The organism is Peribacillus sp. FSL R5-0717, assembly GCF_038002945.1.
Lineage (GTDB): Bacteria > Bacillota > Bacilli > Bacillales > DSM-1321 > Peribacillus > Peribacillus frigoritolerans.
The window spans coordinates 476832-497957 of record NZ_JBBOOF010000001.1 but is presented as its reverse complement, the minus strand read 5'-3'; the positions used below and the strand labels follow the sequence as shown (position 1 = coordinate 497957).

General features: G+C 41.3%; 23 protein-coding genes and 1 pseudogene. 23 read left to right on the top strand and 1 reads right to left on the bottom strand.

The features are described from left to right. Positions 1-28: 28 nt before the first annotated feature. The 18 genes and pseudogenes from hepT to NYE65_RS02320 all read left to right on the top strand — a co-directional run bounded on the left by hepT (position 29) and on the right by NYE65_RS02320 (position 16513). A complete protein-coding gene (gene hepT, locus NYE65_RS02405) occupies positions 29-991 on the top strand; it encodes a heptaprenyl diphosphate synthase component II (RefSeq protein ID WP_053535594.1) in 963 nt (320 codons plus the stop codon). 96 nt (positions 992-1087) lie between these two features. Then, a complete protein-coding gene (ndk, locus tag NYE65_RS02400) occupies positions 1088-1534 on the top strand; it encodes a nucleoside-diphosphate kinase (protein WP_034308008.1) in 447 nt (148 codons plus the stop codon). Positions 1535-1720: 186 nt separating this feature from the next. Continuing rightward, positions 1721-2492 (top strand): annotated as a pseudogene (locus NYE65_RS02395) (CheR family methyltransferase). A 253-nt stretch (positions 2493-2745) separates the two neighbouring features. Next, positions 2746-3918 (top strand): chorismate synthase, encoded by a 1173-nt coding sequence (gene aroC / locus NYE65_RS02390; RefSeq protein WP_340859756.1) that lies wholly within the window; start codon positions 2746-2748, stop codon positions 3916-3918. A 3-nt stretch (positions 3919-3921) separates the two neighbouring features. Continuing rightward, positions 3922-5001 carry a 3-dehydroquinate synthase gene (gene aroB / locus NYE65_RS02385; protein WP_340859755.1) on the top strand — a complete coding sequence of 360 codons (1080 nt, stop codon included), beginning with the start codon at positions 3922-3924 and terminating at the stop codon, positions 4999-5001. A gap of 24 nt (positions 5002-5025) precedes the next feature. Further along, the gene (gene aroH / locus NYE65_RS02380; RefSeq protein ID WP_082609239.1) at positions 5026-5394 is read left to right on the top strand and encodes a chorismate mutase; all 369 of its coding nucleotides are present in this window, start codon (positions 5026-5028) and stop codon (positions 5392-5394) included. An 81-nt stretch (positions 5395-5475) separates the two neighbouring features. Next, positions 5476-6588: a histidinol-phosphate transaminase gene (hisC, locus tag NYE65_RS02375; RefSeq protein ID WP_063575748.1), complete on the top strand. Its 1113-nt coding sequence runs from the start codon at positions 5476-5478 to the stop codon at positions 6586-6588. Positions 6589-6635: 47 nt separating this feature from the next. Next, entirely contained in the window at positions 6636-7739 is a 1104-nt protein-coding gene (locus tag NYE65_RS02370) for a prephenate dehydrogenase (protein WP_057276291.1), read from the top strand. Between the two features lie 22 nt (positions 7740-7761). Continuing rightward, positions 7762-9048 (top strand): 3-phosphoshikimate 1-carboxyvinyltransferase, encoded by a 1287-nt coding sequence (gene aroA / locus NYE65_RS02365; protein WP_340859754.1) that lies wholly within the window; start codon positions 7762-7764, stop codon positions 9046-9048. 369 nt (positions 9049-9417) lie between these two features. Beyond that, positions 9418-10689, top strand: a complete 1272-nt coding sequence (locus tag NYE65_RS02360) for a tetratricopeptide repeat protein (protein WP_328176795.1) — start codon at positions 9418-9420, stop codon at positions 10687-10689. A gap of 41 nt (positions 10690-10730) precedes the next feature. After that, positions 10731-11282, top strand: coding sequence for a ReoY family proteolytic degradation factor (locus NYE65_RS02355; protein ID WP_034307987.1), 552 nt, complete (start codon positions 10731-10733; stop codon positions 11280-11282). A gap of 160 nt (positions 11283-11442) precedes the next feature. Then, a complete protein-coding gene (locus tag NYE65_RS02350) occupies positions 11443-11904 on the top strand; it encodes a YpiF family protein (RefSeq protein WP_053535588.1) in 462 nt (153 codons plus the stop codon). 160 nt (positions 11905-12064) lie between these two features. Beyond that, entirely contained in the window at positions 12065-12571 is a 507-nt protein-coding gene (locus NYE65_RS02345; protein ID WP_034307977.1) for a ubiquinol-cytochrome c reductase iron-sulfur subunit, read from the top strand. Positions 12572-12574: 3 nt separating this feature from the next. Next, entirely contained in the window at positions 12575-13249 is a 675-nt protein-coding gene (gene qcrB, locus NYE65_RS02340) for a menaquinol-cytochrome c reductase cytochrome b subunit (protein ID WP_034307974.1), read from the top strand. A 56-nt stretch (positions 13250-13305) separates the two neighbouring features. Then, the gene (locus NYE65_RS02335) at positions 13306-14073 is read left to right on the top strand and encodes a menaquinol-cytochrome c reductase cytochrome b/c subunit (protein ID WP_034307972.1); all 768 of its coding nucleotides are present in this window, start codon (positions 13306-13308) and stop codon (positions 14071-14073) included. A gap of 178 nt (positions 14074-14251) precedes the next feature. Continuing rightward, a complete protein-coding gene (locus NYE65_RS02330; RefSeq protein ID WP_264638962.1) occupies positions 14252-14848 on the top strand; it encodes a DUF1405 domain-containing protein in 597 nt (198 codons plus the stop codon). Between the two features lie 119 nt (positions 14849-14967). Beyond that, on the top strand, positions 14968-15753 hold the full coding sequence (gene ypjB, locus NYE65_RS02325; protein WP_034307968.1) for a sporulation protein YpjB: 786 nt from the start codon (positions 14968-14970) through the stop codon (positions 15751-15753). Positions 15754-15838: 85 nt separating this feature from the next. Beyond that, entirely contained in the window at positions 15839-16513 is a 675-nt protein-coding gene (locus tag NYE65_RS02320; RefSeq protein WP_340859750.1) for a zinc metallopeptidase, read from the top strand. Positions 16514-16648: 135 nt separating this feature from the next. Here NYE65_RS02320 and NYE65_RS02315 read toward each other — a convergent pair whose 3' ends face one another. Next, positions 16649-17521, bottom strand: coding sequence for a YitT family protein (locus NYE65_RS02315; RefSeq protein ID WP_034307964.1), 873 nt, complete (start codon positions 17519-17521; stop codon positions 16649-16651). 131 nt (positions 17522-17652) lie between these two features. Here NYE65_RS02315 and NYE65_RS02310 point away from each other — a divergent pair, with 131 nt between their 5' ends. From NYE65_RS02310 to bshA, 5 genes are read left to right on the top strand one after another with little or no spacing between them, the layout of a single operon-like run. Next, complete coding sequence (locus tag NYE65_RS02310) at positions 17653-18048, top strand: nucleotide pyrophosphohydrolase (protein WP_223255836.1); 396 nt, start codon at positions 17653-17655, stop codon at positions 18046-18048. After that, positions 18041-18841: a 4-hydroxy-tetrahydrodipicolinate reductase gene (gene dapB / locus NYE65_RS02305; RefSeq protein ID WP_340859747.1), complete on the top strand. Its 801-nt coding sequence runs from the start codon at positions 18041-18043 to the stop codon at positions 18839-18841. The genes NYE65_RS02310 and dapB overlap by 8 nt, the downstream gene beginning before the upstream one ends. An 18-nt stretch (positions 18842-18859) precedes the next feature. Continuing rightward, entirely contained in the window at positions 18860-19285 is a 426-nt protein-coding gene (locus NYE65_RS02300) for a methylglyoxal synthase (protein ID WP_048681639.1), read from the top strand. Then, on the top strand, positions 19269-19979 hold the full coding sequence (gene bshB1, locus NYE65_RS02295) for a bacillithiol biosynthesis deacetylase BshB1 (protein WP_340859745.1): 711 nt from the start codon (positions 19269-19271) through the stop codon (positions 19977-19979). Before NYE65_RS02300 ends, bshB1 begins: the two co-directional genes overlap by 17 nt. Positions 19980-19986: 7 nt before the next feature. Further along, positions 19987-21126 carry an N-acetyl-alpha-D-glucosaminyl L-malate synthase BshA gene (gene bshA / locus NYE65_RS02290; RefSeq protein ID WP_063590701.1) on the top strand — a complete coding sequence of 380 codons (1140 nt, stop codon included), beginning with the start codon at positions 19987-19989 and terminating at the stop codon, positions 21124-21126.

Genomic DNA, 21126 nt, shown 5'->3' with positions numbered 1-21126 from the left:
TAGCAATGGACAAAGCTGGGTGGAATGTATGAAATTTAAAATGATGTATTCATTTTTGAATGCAGATTTGCAATTAATAGAAAAAGAACTGGAAGCCGCAATTGAAGCGGATTCCACGGTTTTAAGGGAAGCTTCCCTGCATTTACTGCAATCCGGTGGAAAACGGATCCGTCCGGTATTCGTCCTATTGGGAGCGAAGTTTGGCAACTATGATATTCATGTCGTAAAGCATGTCGCAGCGACTCTGGAACTGATTCATACGGCCTCCCTTGTACATGATGATGTTGTGGATGATGCGGATTTACGCAGGGGGTCGGCTACCATCAAGTCGAAATGGGATAATCGTGTCGCCATGTACACAGGCGACTTCATTTTTGCTCGTGCACTGGAAATGATGGCGGTCATCGAGTCTCCGCTTGCGCATCAAATTCTCGCTGATACCATGGTTGAACTATGTCTTGGGGAAATTGAACAAATTAAAGATAAGTATAATTTCGAACAGAATTGGCGGATATATTTTAGACGGATCAAACGGAAAACGGCATTGCTCATTGCATCCAGCTGCCAGTTGGGAGCCATTTCAGCAGGTGTTGAAGAGGGAATTCACGAAAAGCTATTTAAATTCGGATATTATGTCGGTATGTCCTATCAAATCACCGATGATATATTGGATTTTACGGCGTCGGAAGAAGAGCTTGGTAAACCGGCCGGGAGTGATTTGATTCAAGGTAATATCACTTTACCCGTTTTGATCGCTATGGAGGATCCAAAGTTAAAAAAGCTTATCGAAACTGTTCGGGAAGATACGCCAAAAGATGAAATGTCCCATATAATCAATGCGATAAAAACTTCCGGTGCCATTGAACAGGCAGCGAGGATCAGTGATATGTATTTAGAAAAAGCTTTTACTGAGTTGAAAGGTCTTCCTGCCATTAAAGCTAGAAAAACTTTATCGGATATCGCGAAAAATATCGGAAAAAGAAAGTTTTGATAATGGGAGTTGCGAAACTCATCAAACAATGGTAATATTCTAAAAGTATTGCCTTATATAGGCAAATAACAATGATACATATTAGGAGTGACATTCATGGAAAGAACTTTTTTAATGGTAAAGCCTGACGGCGTTCAACGCAATTTAATCGGTGAAATCGTTTCCCGTTTCGAAAAGAAAGGCTTCCTTCTTGCAGGAGCAAAATTAATGGTCATTTCTCAAGAATTGGCTGAGCAACATTATGGCGAGCACAAAGAACGTCCTTTCTTTGGCGAATTAGTGGACTTCATTACTTCAGGTCCTGTCTTCGCAATGGTTTGGGAAGGTGAAAATGTAATCGCTACAGCACGTCAAATGATGGGTGCTACTAACCCTAAAGATGCAGCAGCAGCAACAATTCGTGGCGATTTTGCGGTAACTGTCGGCAAAAACATCATTCACGGATCTGATTCAGCTGAAAGCGCTGTACGTGAAATCGGTTTATTCTTCAAAGAAGAAGAACTTGTTGAGTATTCTAAACTTGTAAACGAGTGGGTTTATTAATTAGTACTCTTCACTATATAGGAAGCGGGTTCCATCGTCATTATGCGATGGAACCCGTTTTTTTTGCATTGCTTTTTTAGCTTCCCGGCACGGTAAGGAATTATTGTAGTTTAAAGAAAATATGGCACTCTCCGATATATAAAGGGAAGGAACACTTAAATAATTATGTGCAGGGGAGTCGTAGGAATGCCTCAAGAATTTGAAGAGTTTATTCGCAATATCAAAACGCTGACAGGCATTGATTTGGCATTATATAAGGAAGGGCAAATGAAAAGGCGATTGACATCTCTATATGAAAAAAGAGGATATCATTCATTTCGTGAATACTATAAAGACATTCAAACCAATCCCGAAGTTTTAAATGAGTTTCTGGATAAAATGACAATCAATGTTTCCGAATTTTATCGAAATGCGAAAAGATGGAAGGTGTTGGAGCGGAAAATCCTTCTAGGTCTTTTAGCAAGCAAAAAAAAGTTGAAGATTTGGAGTGCGGCCTGTTAAACTGGCGAGGAACCATACACGCTTGCCATGATTTTATCCAATCTGGTTCCACTTAGCCAGATAGAGATATTGGCGACGGATCTGGATGAAAATGTGTTGGCGCGAGCGGAATTGGGGATGTATCCTGAACGTTCCTTAAATGAAGTGCCTGAAGAAATCAAAAGGAAATACTTTGAAAAAAAGCGGATTTTTATCGTGTTGATGAAGAAATCAAGAGAAGGGTGACATTTAAAAAGCAAAACCTTCTCGCTGATCGTTTTGAACAGGGGTTCGATATAATCATTTGCCGCAATGTGCTAATTTATTTCACGGAAGAAGCCAAAAATTTGTTATATGAAAAATTCAGTGCATCACTAAGAAGCGGCGGGGTTTTTTTGTAGGAAGTACAGAGCAAATATTCACCCCTGGAAAATATCAATTTGAAACGATCGACACATTTTTTTATAAGAAAAAGTAAATACTTTTTAAAAAAGGGACTGATTCTGCTCATGGGCGTTCAGTCCTTTTCGTTTGTCGAGTAATAGCAAATCCAGTAGAACTCTGATTTGAAAGAAAAACTATATCGAAAATGTTTAAGTACTTGTAAAATAGAGTGAAAAGTGATTAAATTCAAACAATATGGTTTTTACGTTTTACATATACCCACATTTCATAAAATTGTGGTATATTGATACATATACACTTTAAAGTGCTAAAAGGGGGGCTGGAAGATGAGATATTTAACAGCGGGAGAATCACATGGTCCGCAACTGACTACTATCATTGAAGGATTACCGGCAGGAATGCCGATTTCGAATGAGGATATCAATCAAGAATTGGGACGCCGGCAAAAAGGGCATGGACGTGGAAGAAGGATGCAGATCGAGAAAGATCAGGCTTTTATTTCTTCAGGAATCAGACATGGCTACACACTCGGTTCACCGGTTGCTTTGGTGGTCGAGAACGATGATTGGAAACATTGGACAAAGATTATGGGAAGTGAAGGGCTTTCAGAAGAGGAAGCTGAAGAAATTAAACGTAAAATCACCCGGCCTCGCCCTGGTCATGCCGACTTGAACGGCGGGATTAAATATGGGCACCGCGATTTGAGAAATGTTCTGGAACGCTCTTCAGCCCGTGAAACGACAGTAAGGGTGGCGGCAGGTTCTGTCGCGAAAAAACTATTGTCTTTATTGGGGATAGAAGTGGCATCGCATGTTTTGGAAATTGGCGGAGTGAAGGCAGAACCGCCAAAATACGAAACGATCCAGCAATTGCAACAGGTAACAGAAGAATCTTCCGTTAGATGTTTCGACAAAAACGTAGAGCAGCAGATGAAGGATGCAATTGATGAAGCGAAACAAAAAGGAGATTCCATCGGCGGAATCGTCGAAGTCATTGTAGAAGGAATGCCGGTGGGAGTGGGAAGTTATGTGCATTATGACCGTAAGCTTGATGCAAAACTAGCCGCAGCGATAATGAGCATCAATGCATTTAAAGGGGTGGAAATAGGTCTAGGATTTGAAGCGGCCCATCTATTCGGCAGTGATGTCCATGATGAAATCGCATGGGATGAAGTACAGGGTTATTACCGGAAAACCAATCGCCTTGGAGGTTTTGAAGGCGGTATGACAACTGGAATGCCGATAGTTGTACGCGGTGTGATGAAGCCGATCCCCACTTTATATAAACCTTTGAAAAGTGTTGATATTGATACGAAGGAAGTGTTTGAAGCAAGTGTCGAGCGTTCCGATAGTTGTGCGGTTCCTGCGGCAGCAGTAGTTGCTGAGGCGGTAGTGGCATGGGAACTGGCGGCTGCCATCGTTGATCAATTCCCTTCAGATCGTTATGAGCAATTAGCAGAGTACATAAGATCATATCGGGAAGAAGTAAAGGGGTTTTAAATCATGGAATCCATCCAAATAAAAACGGCTTCCAAGCAATATCCGGTTTTAATTGGCAAGAAGGCAATCAATGAATTGCCCGAATTAATAACACATGAGCTGAATCATCTAAATAAGATTCTGATCATAACTGATGAGAAAGTGGCGGCACTTCATTTGCAGACTGTGAAGGACGCCCTGATCAAGACGGGAAAACCGGTCTTGCATCATGTAGTGCCAGAAGGGGAGCATGCCAAAACATTCGATGTGTTTTATGAATGCCAAAGCTTCTGCTTAACACAACAGATTAATCGCAAGTCATTGATTATTGCCCTTGGCGGCGGTGCAGTCGGTGACTTGGCTGGATTCGTTGCAGCTACATTTATGAGAGGGATTCCATTTATACAGGTTCCGACGACTTTGCTTGCCCACGACAGTGCAGTGGGCGGCAAGGTTGCCATCAATCACCCGCTAGGGAAAAATATGATTGGTGCCTTTCATCAGCCTGAAGCGGTCATTTATGATCTGGAATTTTTAAAGACTCTGCCACTTAAAGAATTAAGGTCAGGTTTTGCAGAAGTCATTAAACATTCCTTGATAGCAGATAATGAGCTTTATCTATGGTTAAAGTCGAATATTGTTGATTTGAATGATATAACGGATGAGGAATTCCTTACCATGATTACAAAAGGGATTAGCATAAAAGCTAAAATTGTCGAAGAGGATGAGAAGGAAAACGGCATTCGTGCCTTTTTGAATTTTGGTCATACGCTTGGACATGCAGTGGAAGGTTCAATGGGATACGGAAACTTTACGCATGGGGAATCGATTTTAATCGGGATGGTATATGCTCTTAAACTAAGCAGAAAGAAAGTGGATCTTGATTTTAAACTAGATGAGTTTATTGCCTGGGTTTCTTCTTTAGGTTATGAAATAACCATTCCAACCCGACTTGAACATGAAATGCTGCTTGAATTAATGAAAACAGACAAAAAATCGGTCAATGATGCAGCTACCTTTGTCTTGCTAAACGAAGTGGGGTCACCGCTATTAATGGATATAGCCGACTCTGAGCTGATAGAGGAAATGGCGGAGATGATTTAGAGTTCAGTAGAAGGGGGACTATGTGTGATAAGAGGAATAAGGGGTGCCACTACAGTAGAAAGTGACACGGAAATGGAAGTGATTTCTGCTGTCGAAAAGTTGATGGCCGAGATCATTCAGGTCAACGAAGTTGATCCCGATATGGTAGCTTCTGTATTTTTTTCTGCTACGGAAGAGATTCGTTCTGTCTTCCCTGCCAAAGCCTTGAGGAAATTCGAAGGCTGGACTTATGTACCGGTTACATGCATGAAAGAAATACCGGTGAGCAATTCCTTGCCATTTTGCATCCGGGTCATGATCCACGTAAATACGACAAAATCTCAAAAAGAGATACAGCATGTATACCAGGCAGGGGCTACGGTATTACGGCCAGATTTGACAAAGCAGATATAAGATGATTATAAATCTATTAATATGATATACTATTCTCACACTTTCTTACTTTAAAGTGATAAATATATAGAGGTGATTGACATGAAATGGAATGAAGCGGTCCTTTCCTTGAAGTCTTATCAACCGGGAAAATCCACTGATGAAGTGAAAAAATTATACGGGCTGGAAAAAATCACGAAATTAGCTTCAAATGAAAATCCTTTTGGCTGTTCGGAAAAGGTCAAGGAATCCGTTAGGAATTCAACCCATTCGTTTGCCATCTATCCAGATGGATATGCAACGATGCTAAGGGAGGCTGTTGCGAAACATACAGGTGTGAAAGAAACTCAGCTTATTTTTGGAAATGGATCTGATGAGAACATTCAAATCATCTCCAGGAGTCTATTGGGAGCTGGAAAGAATACGGTCATGGCAACAGGCACTTTTTCGCAGTATCGCCATAATGCCACACTAGAAGGAGCGGAAATAAGGGAAGTTCCTCATATTGACGGTGCTCATGATCTAGAAGGAATGCTTAAAGTAATAGATGATGAAACATCGGTTGTATGGCTTTGTACACCAAATAATCCAACAGGTAAATACATTTCGGAACAGGACTTATTATCGTTCATCGAAAAAGTGCCGGAAGATGTTCTTATCGTTTTGGATGAAGCTTATTGTGAATATGCAACGGCTGAGGATTACCCTAGAACGAATCAATGGATCAATAAATATAAAAATTTGATCATACTCCGGACTTTCTCAAAAATTTATGGACTTGCCAGTTTTAGGGTAGGGTACGGTTTGGCGGATGAGGATATCATCCAGAAACTAGATCCATCCCGGGAACCATTCAATGTGAACACATTTGCACAGAATATTGCTATCGTCGCTTTGGAAGATCAGGCCTTCATTGAAAAATGCAAGGAAGAAAATCAAAAAGGGCTAAAGCAGTACTATGAATTTTGCAATAAGGAAAATTTGGCTTATTACGCGTCACAAGGTAATTTCATCTTTATCCATTTTAAACAGGATGCCGATGTGGTATTTCAATATTTGCTTGAGCGCGGCTTCATCGCAAGGTCGGGGAAATCTTTCGGTTTTCCTAACAGCCTGAGGGTAACGATTGGTTCTACGGAAGAAAATGAAGGAATGATCCATGCTATTAAAGCTTTTTTGAATGAAGTTGAGGCACCTTCTGATTCGCTGCTTTAACGTTTCATCAAACCTAGAGGAGCATAAAAGATGCGGGGGAGAGAAGAGTGAAGGGTAAGGTTTTTGTAATAGGTTTAGGTCTAATAGGCGGATCACTGGCCATGGCTGTACGCCATGCACATCCTGAAGCCGTGATTGTTGGTATGGACCTAAGTGAAAAGAATATTCAACTATCGATGCTATTGGGGATCATTGATGATTCTGTATCATCTTTGGAAGCGGGAGCATGTGAAGCTGATTTGATTCTACTTGCCGTGCCTGTCAATGAAACCGTGAAGATTTTAGCTCAATTGGCTGATATGGATTTGAAAAGCGATGTCCTCATATCTGATGCAGGAAGTACGAAGGATACAGTCGTTAAGGCAGCGAAACCATTGATAGATAAAGGGGTGGCCTTCATCGGGGGGCACCCTATGGCTGGTTCCCATAAGAGCGGCGCTGCGGCAGCCAAATTACATTTATTCGAACATGCATTTTATTTGCTTACTCCCGGGGACACCATCAAAGAAGAAAAAGTTGAGCAGCTGAAAGGGTGGCTGCAGGGGACAAGAGCTAACTTTCTTATTGTTAGTCCTGCCACACACGATAAGCTGACTGGGGTCATTAGTCATTTTCCGCATATTGTCGCATCAGGGCTCGTTAAGCAGGCAGAAAATTACAGTAAGGAAAACAAGTTGATTTCAAGGCTCGCAGCAGGTGGATTCCGGGATATTACCAGAATCGCCTCAAGCAGTCCGGAAATGTGGCGTGACATTTTGTTACATAACCGGGATGTGCTGCTTGAATTAATGAATGATTGGCTGAATGAAATGGAGCATATAAAAGGTCTGGTTGCGAATGAAGAAAGTGAAGAAATCCTTCGATTCTTTACCGATGCCAAGATTTTCAGGGATGATTTGCCGACACATGCGAAAGGCGCCATACCAGCGTTTTATGATTTATATATCGATATACCGGATTATGCCGGAATAATTTCTGAGATTACCGGATATTTGGCACAAGAAGGTATCAGCATTACAAACATAAGGATCATTGAAACCAGGGAAGAGATATACGGTGTGCTGGTCATCAGTTTCCAAACGGATGTTGATCGCATAAAAGCTGCGGAGTGTATTTCAAGACATACAGATTATGAAACGATCCTGGCATAATAATATAGGGAAGGATGGTTTTATGAATACTAAAAAATTACAAACAAAAATCCAAACATTGCGTGGTTCGATTGTCATACCTGGAGATAAGTCGATCTCCCATCGTTCGATAATGTTTGGAGCCCTTGCCGAAGGGGAAACGACAGTAACTAATTTTCTTCCAGGAGCTGATTGTTTAAGTACGATTTCCTGTTTTAAGCAGCTTGGAGTCCATATTGAACAAGATGGCCAGCACGTCAAAATTGAAGGCAAAGGTTTTAATGGATTAAAGGAACCTGAATCAGTACTGGATGTCGGAAATTCTGGTACCACGATCAGGTTAATGATGGGCATATTGGCAGGACAGGATTTTTCAGCGGTTTTGGCAGGTGACGAATCGATAGCCAAACGTCCAATGACCCGGGTAGTCAACCCTCTACGTCAGATGGGAGCAACCATTGATGGCCGAAAAGGAGCCGAATATACCCCCCTTGCCATAAGAGGAGGCAAATTACAAGGGCTTCGCTACGAATTGCCTGTAGCGAGTGCACAGGTGAAATCTGCGATAATCTTGGCTGGTTTACAGGCAGAAGGTGAAACGATCATTATCGAACCGGAAGAGACCCGTGATCATACAGAACGAATGATCCAGGAGTTTGGCGGTAAAATCGAAAAGGACGGCCATACGATTAAAGTAAGCGGAAATCAAGTCTTCAAAGGGACGGCCATCCATGTGCCGGGTGATATTTCTTCGGCAGCTTTCTTCATGGTGGCTGCAGCGATTACGGAAAATAGTGAAGTGGTATTAAAGAATGTGGGCCTTAATTCGACAAGGACTGGAATCATCGAAGTCATGAAATCGATGGGGGCTGATATCACGATAGAGAAGAAGACGAGCGAGGGAGAACCTGCAGGTGACATCACGGTCAGAAGCTCCCGATTAAAAGGAACGACCATCAGCGGTGATTTAATTCCCCGTCTCATCGATGAAATACCGGTAATTGCACTTCTGGCGACACAGGCAGAAGGGATAACGACGATCAAGGATGCAGCAGAATTAAAAGTGAAAGAGACGAATCGAATTGATACTGTTGCAAATGAGCTTTCCATCCTGGGGGCAGATATAACCCCGACAGCAGACGGATTGATCATCAAAGGCCGTAAAGCCCTGAATGGAGGTATGGTTACAAGCCATGGGGATCATCGTATCGGGATGATGCTTGCTGTAGCGGCTTTGATAACGGATGGGGAAGTGGAACTTGCCGACCCTGATGCCATCGATGTATCATATCCACAATTTTTTGGGCATTTGACGCAATTGATAAAGTAAATATAAAAAAAGTTTACATACCTTATTTGGTCTGTAAACTTTTTTTAAATGCTTAAAAGTGTTGAAAGCGCTAACATCAGAGGTGTTTTGTACCTGAATTGATCATGAAAATAATGAAAAAGGGGTTCAAGATCAAAAAGGAGATTTACCGTAGCATGGAGAATTAACTAGTAACCTTTTTTTAATGAGAATGGGAGGGGACTTCATCGATGGAATACAAGGCTGCAGTATGGTAAACTAGTGAATACTGTTTACTATGCATCTCGCGATTACATGGTATTTTGTTCTTAATGGCAGAGTATGTTACATTATGGCGTGAGTGTGTATGACTAGGGACCAAGTCTATCATGCAAAAGGAAGGATTCAACAATGAACACAGTGGAACAAGTTATACAGCATTTAAAAAAAGGGGAATTAACAGAAGCTCTTAAACATATAAATCGAATTAAATCATCAGAGTCAGCAGAGGACATTTTATTGCTGGCCGAAGAAATGCTCCAGCTTGGCTTTGCGGAAGAGGCAAAGGATCTTTTTGAACATCTGCTGCAACTCTATCCCGATGAAGGAGAATTGATTGTTTCGTTGGCGGAAATCCTAATTGATATGGACCAGGAAGATGAAGCGATGCTGATGCTTGAAAAAGTAAGTGCAGATGATGAAGTATATCCAAGTGCTTTGCTTTTGGAAGCGGACCTTTATCAATTGCAGGGGATGGATGAGGTCAGCGAACGGAAATTACTGCAGGCTAAGGAAATGCTTCCAGATGAGATCATCATTGATTTTGCACTAGCTGAACTGTTCTTTCATCAAGGCAGGGATCAGGAAGCCATTGCAAATTACATAAAGGTTTTGGAACAGGAACAAGAAATCGCTGGTGTTAATGTCAATCAGAGGCTTGCTGAAGCATTAAGCAGCTCGGGCAAGTTCGAGGAGGCCCTTCCGCACTTTGAGAAGGCCTTGAAGGACGGACTTGAAATCAATACTCTATTTGAATATGCATTTACAGCTTTTCAGGCAGGTCTTTATGAGACAGCCGTACGAAAGTTTATTGAACTGAAAGAATTAGATCATGAATATCATTCACTATATTTGTACCTGGCAAAGAGTTATGAACATCTTGAAGATCTCGAAAATGCCTTGAAAACGGTCAAAGAAGGAATCAAGGCTGATGAATTCAATAAGGAACTTTACTTCTTCGGTGGTAAAATAGCCTTGAAAAGCGGGCTTGACAAAGAGGCTGAAAATCTATTTAAAGAAGCACTTGCCATTGATCCGGGATATCTGGAAGCTGCACTCACCCTTTTGAAATTGTATATGCACCAAGAAAGGTATGAAGATGTATTGGAGTGTATAGGTGAAGTAAGGCGATATGGAGAGGATGATCCTCAGTTTGATTGGATTGCTGCTGTATCTTATCAGCATACCGAACAATTTAAAGAGTCATTAACCAGCTATCATAAAGCATATAATTCATTCAAGAGCAATCAAGATTTCCTTGAAGATTATGGTTTCTTTTTAATTGAAGAAGGAGACAGAGCCACATCTAGAGAAGTATTTAATAAGCTGCTTGAGATGAATCCGGCGAATGATGAGTATGCAATGATCTTGGAGCGGCTAGGTGAAAGCACAGAGGAAATGTAGATAAGTGAAATAAAACTAAATCAAGACAGAGGAGGGAATTCATGGTGGCTGCCCCTGTTTCTGTGAATGAGAAGAAGGATTTTATTCGGTGGTTCTTAAATCATTATCAACTGAAACGAAGAGAATGCGTGTGGATATTGAATTACTTAATGAGTCATGATCAACTGATGAAAAAGGTTCATTTTGTAGAAAATGCACAATATTGCCCACGTGGACTGATCATGTCGACACATTGTGTGGATGAGGTCCCTTTCAGGTTCTATAAGTCCAATATCATGACGACCGATGCAGAGAAATCTTTTCATGATATCCGTTTAAATCGGGACGAAGACATTTATATTCAGCTTAATTTTAAATCGTCTTACTCTTCCTATCAATATGCAGCGGTACTCGAGCACAATCCCTTCATGCCGAAATCGACGGCATCGAATGAAAAAGATCAGCTGCTAGCTGAACAATTTTTAGAAAGAAGCATGTTGTATTTTCAAAGGGACCGTCTTCTTAAGGAAATCGATGAAGCACTTGATAAGCATGATGAACAAGCATTTAAGGATTTAACCGAACAATTGAATCAATTGAAAGTACTTGGATGAAATAAATTGACCTTTCCGTAAACAGGAAAGGTTTTTATTTTTTATAAAACATTGATAAAATCCACATTTTTGTAAAGACTATGGGTATATGGTAAAGATGTTATAAAAAAATGGTAAAATGATAAGGAGTTGATTCAAAAATCGGGAGTGAAGAAAAAACATGAAGTGGACAGCAAAAGATCTTGACATGTATATGCAATCAAAAGAGTATGTGGATACCGTTTTGATTCCTTTGGTTCCCCTATCTTTTAAAGGGCAAATGAAGCAAACGGGCTCAATGAATGAATTTCTTACCATTTTAAGCTTGGAAATTGAAAAGCAGATGAAAGGTAGAATTCTTTTATTGCCGACATTTCATTATTTAAGCGATGAAATGGATAAGGTTGAACGGTTAAAGCGTTGGGCCAATGAAGTGAAAGAAAATAATTTCGAGCATGTTTTCTTTCTAACATCGGATTTCGAGTGGAAAAAAGAAGAGCGGGAATTAGAAAATAATTTAGTATGGATTCCTGCCATTCCCTTGGAGGGGCTTGAAATTGAACAAGCAAGGGAAATGATTAACCAGCAAGTTCTCCAAATCCTTGATATTTTCTCTTATAATTGGAAAAATGAAAAAAAGTAGGATTTTTCGCATTATTTGACACATAGTTGCCACCTTTTGGGTTTTACAAATATTGACCTTGGTAAATTATTGAGATATCATGGAAATGTCCTAGTTTTATAGTGTCGCTATTTATTGGTCCTTTGGGCTCTCAGTATAGTAATAGAGGGGGGGAAAACGCATGAGCAAGCATAATGTTTCACGACGTCAATTCCTTAATTACACACTTACTGGCGTTGGTGGATTTATGGCGGCCGGTATGTTGATGCCTATGGTTAGGTTTGCAATTGATCCTGTATTATCAGCTGATAAAGGCGGGGATTACGTTGCAACTAAGCAAAAGGTAGGTGAACTCACTACCGAACCAACCCGTGTCGACTTTAGTTTTAAACAGGTCGATGGGTGGTATGAGTCTGAAGAAACAAATACAGCTTGGGTTTACAAAACGGATGATGGTAAGATCGTTGCTTTATCTCCAATCTGTAAACATTTAGGCTGTACGGTAGGGTGGAATACGGATAAGACTAATCCGAATCAATTTTTCTGTCCTTGCCATTACGGCAGGTATACGAAAGATGGGATGAATGTGAAAGGGACACCGCCAGTTTCACCATTGGATGTCTTTGACACGAAAGAAAAAGATGGAATACTTTATTTGGGTCAACTAAAACCGCACGGGGAGGCGTAAACATTGCTAACAAAGTTATATGACTGGGTGGACGAGCGTTTAGATATTACGCCGTTATGGCGGGATATTGCTGACCATGAGGTTCCTGAACATGTTAACCCCGCACATCATTTTTCTGCATTCGTATATTGTTTTGGTGGGTTAACTTTCTTTATTACGGTCATCCAAATCTTGTCAGGCATGTTCTTGACGATGTACTATGTCCCGGACATTAAAAACGCTTGGGAATCTGTTTATTATTTGCAAAATGAAGTTGCCTTCGGTCAAATTGTCCGTGGTATGCATCACTGGGGAGCAAGTCTAGTTATCGTTATGATGTTTTTACATACTCTTCGTGTCTTCTTCCAGGGAGCTTACAAAAAACCGCGTGAATTGAACTGGATGGTCGGCGTATTGATTTTCTTCATCATGCTGGCATTAGGCTTGACTGGTTATTTATTGCCATGGGATATGAAAGCGCTATTCGCAACGAAAGTTACGTTGACAATTGTCGAATCGGTACCGTTGATGGGACCGGCACTCAAGACATTGATAGCAGGAGATCCAACCATCGTTGGAGCACAGACATTGACACGATTCTTTGCAATTCATGTATTCTTCCTGCCAGCAGCATTATTTGCTTTACTAGCGGCTCATTTCCTGATGATCCGAAAACAAGGTATTTCAGGTCCGCTATAAAAGAATGGTGAACCAAAAACCAAAAAAACCTTTTCATAAAGGAGGGGAATTGTTCAATGCATCGTGGGAAAGGTATGAAATTCGTAGGTGACTCGCGTATCTCCGCGGACCGTAAACCGAATATTCCGAAAGATTATTCAGAATATCCTGGGAAAACTGAAGCATTTTGGCCTAATTTCCTTTTAAAAGAATGGATGGTAGGAGCTGTATTTCTTGTAGGCTACCTTTGCCTGACAATCGCACATCCGTCACCATTGGAAAGGATAGCAGATCCAACAGATACAGGGTATATTCCGCTGCCGGACTGGTATTTCCTATTCCTTTACCAATTACTTAAGTATACCTATGCTTCAGGTCCTTATAATGCTATCGGGTCCATGGTAATACCCGGCTTGGCTTTCGGAGCGTTACTCTTGGCACCTTTTCTAGATCGTGGTCCAGAGCGGAGCCCGGCGAAACGTCCTTTTGCTGTAGGCTTCATGCTATTGGCAATGGCCGGCGTTTTCTATCTAACATGGGAGTCCGCAGCCCATCACGATTGGGAAGCTTCCAAGAAGCAAGGAGCCATCGTGGAAGGTGCAGACATTGATAAAGAGAGCGATGGGTATAAACTGATGGATTCTAATGGCTGTATTAGCTGTCACGGAGCAGAATTAACTGGTGGAGCAGGAGCGCCAAGCTTAATTGACACTGGATTGAAGCCAGAAGAAATTTCTAAAATCGCAGTCAAAGGCCAGGGTGCCATGCCAGCTGGCATGTTCAAAGGTACAGATGAAGAACTGAAAACATTAGCTGAATTTGTATCTGGTTTATCGACAAAGTAATATAGCCATAAACTTCAATTTCTTTCATAGGCTGCAAATAAAGCTGACGACTACGGTTGTCGGCTTTTTTATTGGTAAATTGAAGCGTATATGAGAGGAATTTGAAATGAATACTTGGTTTTCTGGTTGATGGCCTGTAAAATGAATATACTTGAGAATGTAAGTGAGGGTAAAAAGAATGAATGTTATTTACAGTTTGCTTGCAAACCGGCAAATGCTCGCTTTGTTATTATTAATAAATATTTTCGGTACTGCCTATGGATATTATTGGTACGGTAGTCAATTGGAAAACACTCCGGCGATTTTTTTGGCATTTGTACCGGACAGCCCGACAGCTAGCCTGTTCTTTGTATTTGTTTTATTGGGGTTCCTGTTAAGAAGGAATTTCGGACTTATGGAAGCGTTGGCGATCATAACACTTTTCAAATATGGAATATGGGCGGTTGCAATGAATTTGATGACCTTCGTGACAACCGGTTCATTGCCATGGGAAGGTTATATGTTAATGGCTTCTCATTTGGGGATGGCGATACAAGGGGTATTATATGCACCATTTTATCGAATAAAACCTTGGCATTTGATAGTGGCCGCGATTTGGACCATACATAATGACATAATCGATTATGTTTTCGAAATGATGCCAATTTATCGTGATTTATTGGTATTTATGAATTCGATAGGTTATTTCACTTTTTGGCTCAGTATACTATCCATTTTTGTCGGCTGGTACTTTGGATATAGAAAAAAGCGGACCACCCTATCCTTCATCCATTAAAAAGTTAACTCTAAATACAGCTTTGTAAAAGCAGGGTTAACTTTTTTATGTTGAACGAGGTCTACTCATGTTTTTTCTTTCATATCGTTTTAGTAGAGATATGAGGAGGGACGAGTAGCATGTTGAAAAAATTCATATTAACCATTGCTGTTTTATTTGTCGTCTTACATTTCCCTGTCTATGCAGAATCCTCTTCAAGTTTGGAGCAATTAGATAACATTTCCGATAGAGCCTTGGAAATGACCAAGTTGAAGCGATATGGAGATTCGGAAAAGATGCTGACGTTTTTTTCTGACCGGTTTTTAAAAGAGACAGCGAAAGAGCAGATCCTTGACATGGACGAACTTCGAATTATCACTGTAGCTCATAATGAGGCGTTGATGACAATAAAGGATATGAACAAGGGAGATTCCGAAAAGGTTAATTCTGTTACAAAGTTCCGGCTTGTTGTTGATGCGGTCAAGTCCACCCATCAGCCTCTTTGGACAGAGATGGAGGATCAAATGATGAATTCATTCCAGCAGACAAAGAATGCCGCGATCAATCAAGACACAATTACTTTCAATAGCCAATTGAACTTATTCCTATCACAATATGAAATGATATATCCAAGCTTGAAAGTCGACCTTTCTAAAGAAACGATGCAGCAACTGGACACGAGGATTCAATACATCAACCAATACCGTCCGGAGGTAATCAGTGATGGAGAAAGTCAGAAGGAACTGGATGCGTTGCAAAACGAACTAACTTCCATTTTTGATGATATGGGTGAAGATGATGCAGATCCTTCCCTTTGGTGGGTCATCATATCGACAGGCTCAATCATTATCATGACGCTTTCTTATGTAGGCTGGAGAAAATATAAAGGTGATAGGGAAAAACCAAGGAAAGAACATAATGATTAAAAAGACAGGGGAAGAGAACACTATATTTGACACGGTTGCCTTCAATCCATAGAATTAAGAGTAATAATAGTTATAGGAGGATACCATGTATTTCATTTATTTGGCGATTATCATTTTAATCCCGATTTATGCACAAATGAAAGTGAAAAGCACATATAAAAAATATTCAAAGGTATCGGCCTCTTCCGGTATGAGCGGTGCTGAGACGGCGCGGGCCATTTTAGATCAAAATGGACTGTTCAATGTCAGGGTCGAAGAGACACCTGGAATGCTTTCGGACCATTATGACCCAAGGGATAAAACGGTACGTTTATCATCGGATAACTATCACGGCCATTCAGTTGCCGGTGTAGCGGTAGCAGCCCATGAAGTTGGACATGCGATTCAAGATAAAGAAGCCTATGCATTCTTGCGTTTCCGTCATGCATTAGTACCGGTAGCTAATTTTGGCTCTAACATATCTTGGATTTTGATTTTAATCGGGATGTTAGCTTCAATTCCTGGGTTGCTATTGGCGGGTATCGTATTTATGGCAGCCGCTGTATTGTTCCAAGTGATTACCCTGCCGGTTGAATTCAATGCCTCTTCTAGGGCGATGGATCAACTCGTTTCCGCCGGGGTCATCCGGAACGATGAAGAACGGGAAACGAAAAAAGTATTAAGTGCCGCTGCGATGACTTATGTTGCTGCCGCTCTTGTAGCCGTAATGGAATTAGTTCGTCTTCTGCTTATGTATACAGGAATGAGGGAAGAAGATTAATGAGAAAAGGACACCATCTTGGGATGGGGTCCTTTTTTCATTTTTAGAGTATTAGCTGCACATTGCTAATAAAATTCAGTTGGACAGGGCAACATTCATAAGGGTTGCATTCAATCGGTATGTACAGTCAATGGATCACCTTTCAATGGGATTCTTGTTCTCATCAAGGGTAAAGCCCTCACCCAATACGTCATGAACTTCACTGACTGATACAAATGCATGAGGGTCCACAGAAGTTATGGCATTTTTTAAGCGGACTAACTCATTTTTCCCAACAACACAATAGAGGACTTCCCGGTCATTGCGTGTAAAGGACCCATAGCCCCTTAATACAGTTACGCCCCGCTCCATATCATTCATGATTTTTTCGGCAATTTCCTTGTTTTTGTCACTAATGATCATTGCACCTCTAGCAGCATAGGCTCCTTCTTGCATAAAGTCGATTACTCGGGCACCTATAAAAACGGCAACGAGGGTATACATCGCTTGCCGGTAATCCAGGTAGGTAAGGATGGACAGGCCAATGACGACGGCATCAAAGATGAACATGGTCCGACCCATGCCCATCCCTAAGTAACGATGGGCAAAACGGGCAATGATATCCACTCCGCCTGTTGTACCGCCGTAACGAAAAATGATGCCCAGCCCGACACCAACCGAGACCCCGGCAAACAATGCCACAAGCATCAAATCATTACCGAGATTGATTTCAAATTCGTATCTCTCGAAAACCCAAAGCCAAACGGAGAGGCCAACCGTTCCGATAATCGTATAAAAGAAAGATGTGCGCCCTAAATATTTCCACCCGATTAAAAATAAGGGAATATTCAAAATCAAATTAGAATAAGAAGGATTTATCCCGATAAGTTGATATATAATCAAGGTGAGGCCAGTGAATCCGCCCTCGGCCAAGTTGTTCTGCATGTTAAAATGCACAAGGCCAAAAGCGAATATTCCAGCCCCAAAAAGGATAAATATGATGTTTTTCAATTTTAAGCCCAAAAGCATGTCCCATACCTCCAAAGGTTTGCATAGCATTAATTTACTTATTATAACTAATTAACCAACTATGGGCAATTTTGATTCCAAACGTATCTGTTGTCATCTGTTTCACTTTTAGCTAACATGGAGAAGGTATGATGTTTGAAAACGAAAATCAAGAATGGGTGACTCATATGGAAAAGCAAAAGACGATCCAACAAATGCAAGCGGAAGTCGACCGATACATAGGACAATTTAAAGAAGGATATTTCAGCCCTCTGGCCATGCTCGCACGCATGTCTGAAGAACTTGGGGAATTGGCTAGGGAAGTCAATCATTACCATGGTGAAAAACCAAAGAAGGCAACAGAGGAAGAGAATACCATTGAAGCGGAATTGGGGGACATGCTTTTTGTGTTGATTTGTTTTGCCAATTCTTTAGGGATTGATCTTCAAAACTCGCATGATTTGGTCATGGAAAAATTCACAACCCGCGATAAAGATAGATGGACAAGAAAAGAAGAGGAAATGGAGGAGGAAGGTAAAGATGAGTAAAGTGAAAGTGATTGTAGCAGGTCCACGAGGCAGAATGGGAAATGAAGCGGTGAAGCTTGTACATAGGACAGAAGGGTTTGAATTGGCAGCTGTCATAGATCGCAAGCATAACGGGGAAAGCCTTTCCGCAATAGAAGGTTTTCACGGGATTGAAGCACCGGTTTTTTCTGATATAAATGAATGCTTTTCTTCTGTAGAGGCAGACGTATTGATCGATTTGACCACACCGGAAGTGGGCATGTTCCATACCGAAACGGCACTTAATCATGGCATCCGCCCTGTAGTGGGAACGACTGGTTTTACAAAAGAAGATTTAGCAAAGCTGGATTCATTGACAAAAGAAAAAGGCATTGGTTGCATCATCGCGCCAAACTTTGCAATTGGCGCCATTTTGATGATGAAGTTTTCCCAAATGGCCGCAAAGTATTTCCCGGATGTGGAAATCATAGAAATGCACCATGATCAAAAACTGGATGCACCTTCTGGAACTGCTTCCAAAACGGCAGACATGATTGCAGCGGTACGTGAACCAAAACAACAGGGGCACCCTAATGAAAAAGAAACCATCCAGGGGGCAAGAGGTGCAAATGTAGATGGCATGCATATCCACAGTGTCCGTCTACCGGGACTCGTTGCCCATCAACAGGTGCTTTTCGGAAGTGATGGAGAGCTATTGACGGTTAGGCATGATTCCTTTAATCGAGCTTCCTTCATGTCAGGAGTCAAACTTGCTGTCGATACCGTCATGAAATTGGATGTTCTTGTATACGGCTTGGAAAATATTATTGAATAGGGATCAGGAGGATTTACGATGAAAATTGCCTTAATTGCCCATGATATGAAAAAAGAAGATATCATTCAATTTGTGACAGCCTATAAAGATGTATTTGAGCAGCATGAATTATTTGCAACAGGTACGACTGGGAAACGAATCATGGAAGAAGTATCACTGCCTGTCCATCGTTTTCATTCAGGACCTCTTGGCGGAGATCAGGAAATAGGTGCAATGATTGCTCGCGGAGAAATGGACATGGTCCTATTTTTCCGCGATCCTTTGACATCACAGCCGCATGAACCTGATGTATCGGCGCTTATCCGCCTATCAGATGTATATGAAATTCCCTTGGCAACAAATATGGGCACTGCAGAAGTGCTCATACAAGGTTTGAAACATGGGTATATGGACTGGCTAAAACTACGGCAAAAACAAGGTGAGATAAATGATAAACAAAAGTAATATAGATATCCTGGCTTTCGGGGCACATGCTGATGATGTTGAAATCGGTATGGGTGGCACAATCGCTAAATATGTGCAACAAGGCAGGAAAATTGTCATTTGTGATTTGACAAAAGCTGAAATGTCGTCCAACGGAACCGTTCCACTGCGGCAAGAGGAAGCCGATAAGGCTGCTGAAATCCTTGGGGTGAAGAGGATTTCCCTTGATCTACCCGACAGGGGACTATACATGAAGGCGGAATACATAAACCAAATCATCGCGGTCATTCGCCAATATAAACCTGCACTTGTATTTGCACCATTTTTGGAAGATCGCCATCCCGATCATGGTAACTGTGCCAAATTAGTCGAGGAAGCAGTTTTTTCGGCAGGAGTAAGAAAGTATATGGAAGAAGAAGGTCTGGGTTCCCATCGTATCCAAAATATGCACTATTATATGATCAATGGGTTTCACAAACCGGACTTCGTCGTGGATATCACGTCTACAATATCGAAAAAGCTGGATAGCCTTAGGGCATATGGGAGCCAATTCGAAAAAAGTCAGGTATCTGTAGAAACACCGTTAGTTAATGGCTATATCGAGACTGTAGAGGCACGGGAGCGGATGTTTGGCAAAGAAGTGGGTGTCGCCTTTGCGGAGGGATTCATGACAAAAAAACCGTTACTGATCGATGCCGACTTGTTAGGAGAATAATAATCTTATGAAATTAAAAATTGGAATTACCTGTTACCCGACAGTTGGGGGTTCTGGTGTCGTAGCAACTGAATTAGGTAAGATGCTTGCAGAAAAAGGACATGAAATACATTTCATTTCTTCAAGCATCCCTTTTCGCTTAAATAAGATGTACTGTAATATTTTTTATCACCAGGTTGAAGTGAACTCATATTCAGTCTTTCAATATCCGCCATATGACTTGGCGCTTGCGAGCAAGATGGCGGATGTCGTAAAACGGGAAAAATTAGATATCCTTCACGTTCACTATGCAATTCCACATGCTGTTTGTGCGATCCTTGCAAAGCAGATGTCAGGTAATGAAGTAAAGATCGTAACGACACTGCATGGTACGGATATCACCGTTTTGGGCCAGGATCCCTCATTGACCAATTTGATTAAATTCGGCATAGAGCAATCAGATGTCGTTACAGGAGTATCTAATTCCCTTGTTCAGCAAACGCACGAATTAATCGCGCCGGATAAGGAAATCAAAACCGTTTATAATTTCATTGATGAAAGAGAGTACCATAAATCCGATTCAGATTACCTTAAGGATGAATACGGAATCAGGGAAGATGAAAAAGTGATCATACATGTTTCGAATTTCCGTTCGGTCAAGCGAGTGAAAGATGTCATCCAGGCGTTTTATTTAACTCAAAAGAAAATGCCTGCAAAGCTACTGCTCGTAGGAGATGGGCCGGAAGTGACAACCGTATTGAAATTGGCTAAAGATCTTGGAATCGATGATGCGGTCTTGTTCCTTGGTAAGCAGGATAACCTTGCGGAATTATATTCAATCAGTGATTTGATATTCCTGTTATCGGAAAAAGAGAGTTTCGGACTTGTGCTGCTCGAGGCGATGGCATGTGGAGTTCCTTGTATCGGGACGAATATCGGGGGAATACCTGAAGTCATCGTTGATGGGGAGACTGGTTATATTTGTGAATTGGGAGATGTCAAAATGGTTGCTGAAAAAGCGGTTGGACTTTTAAGCGACCCGAGTTTACATAAACGCTTTTCTGAAGCTGCGCTGGAAAGGGCCAATACTGATTTCCATAGTGATACGATTATGTCAGAGTATGAAGCCATCTACATTCAAGCACTTGAAGGTAAATCCATGGAATAG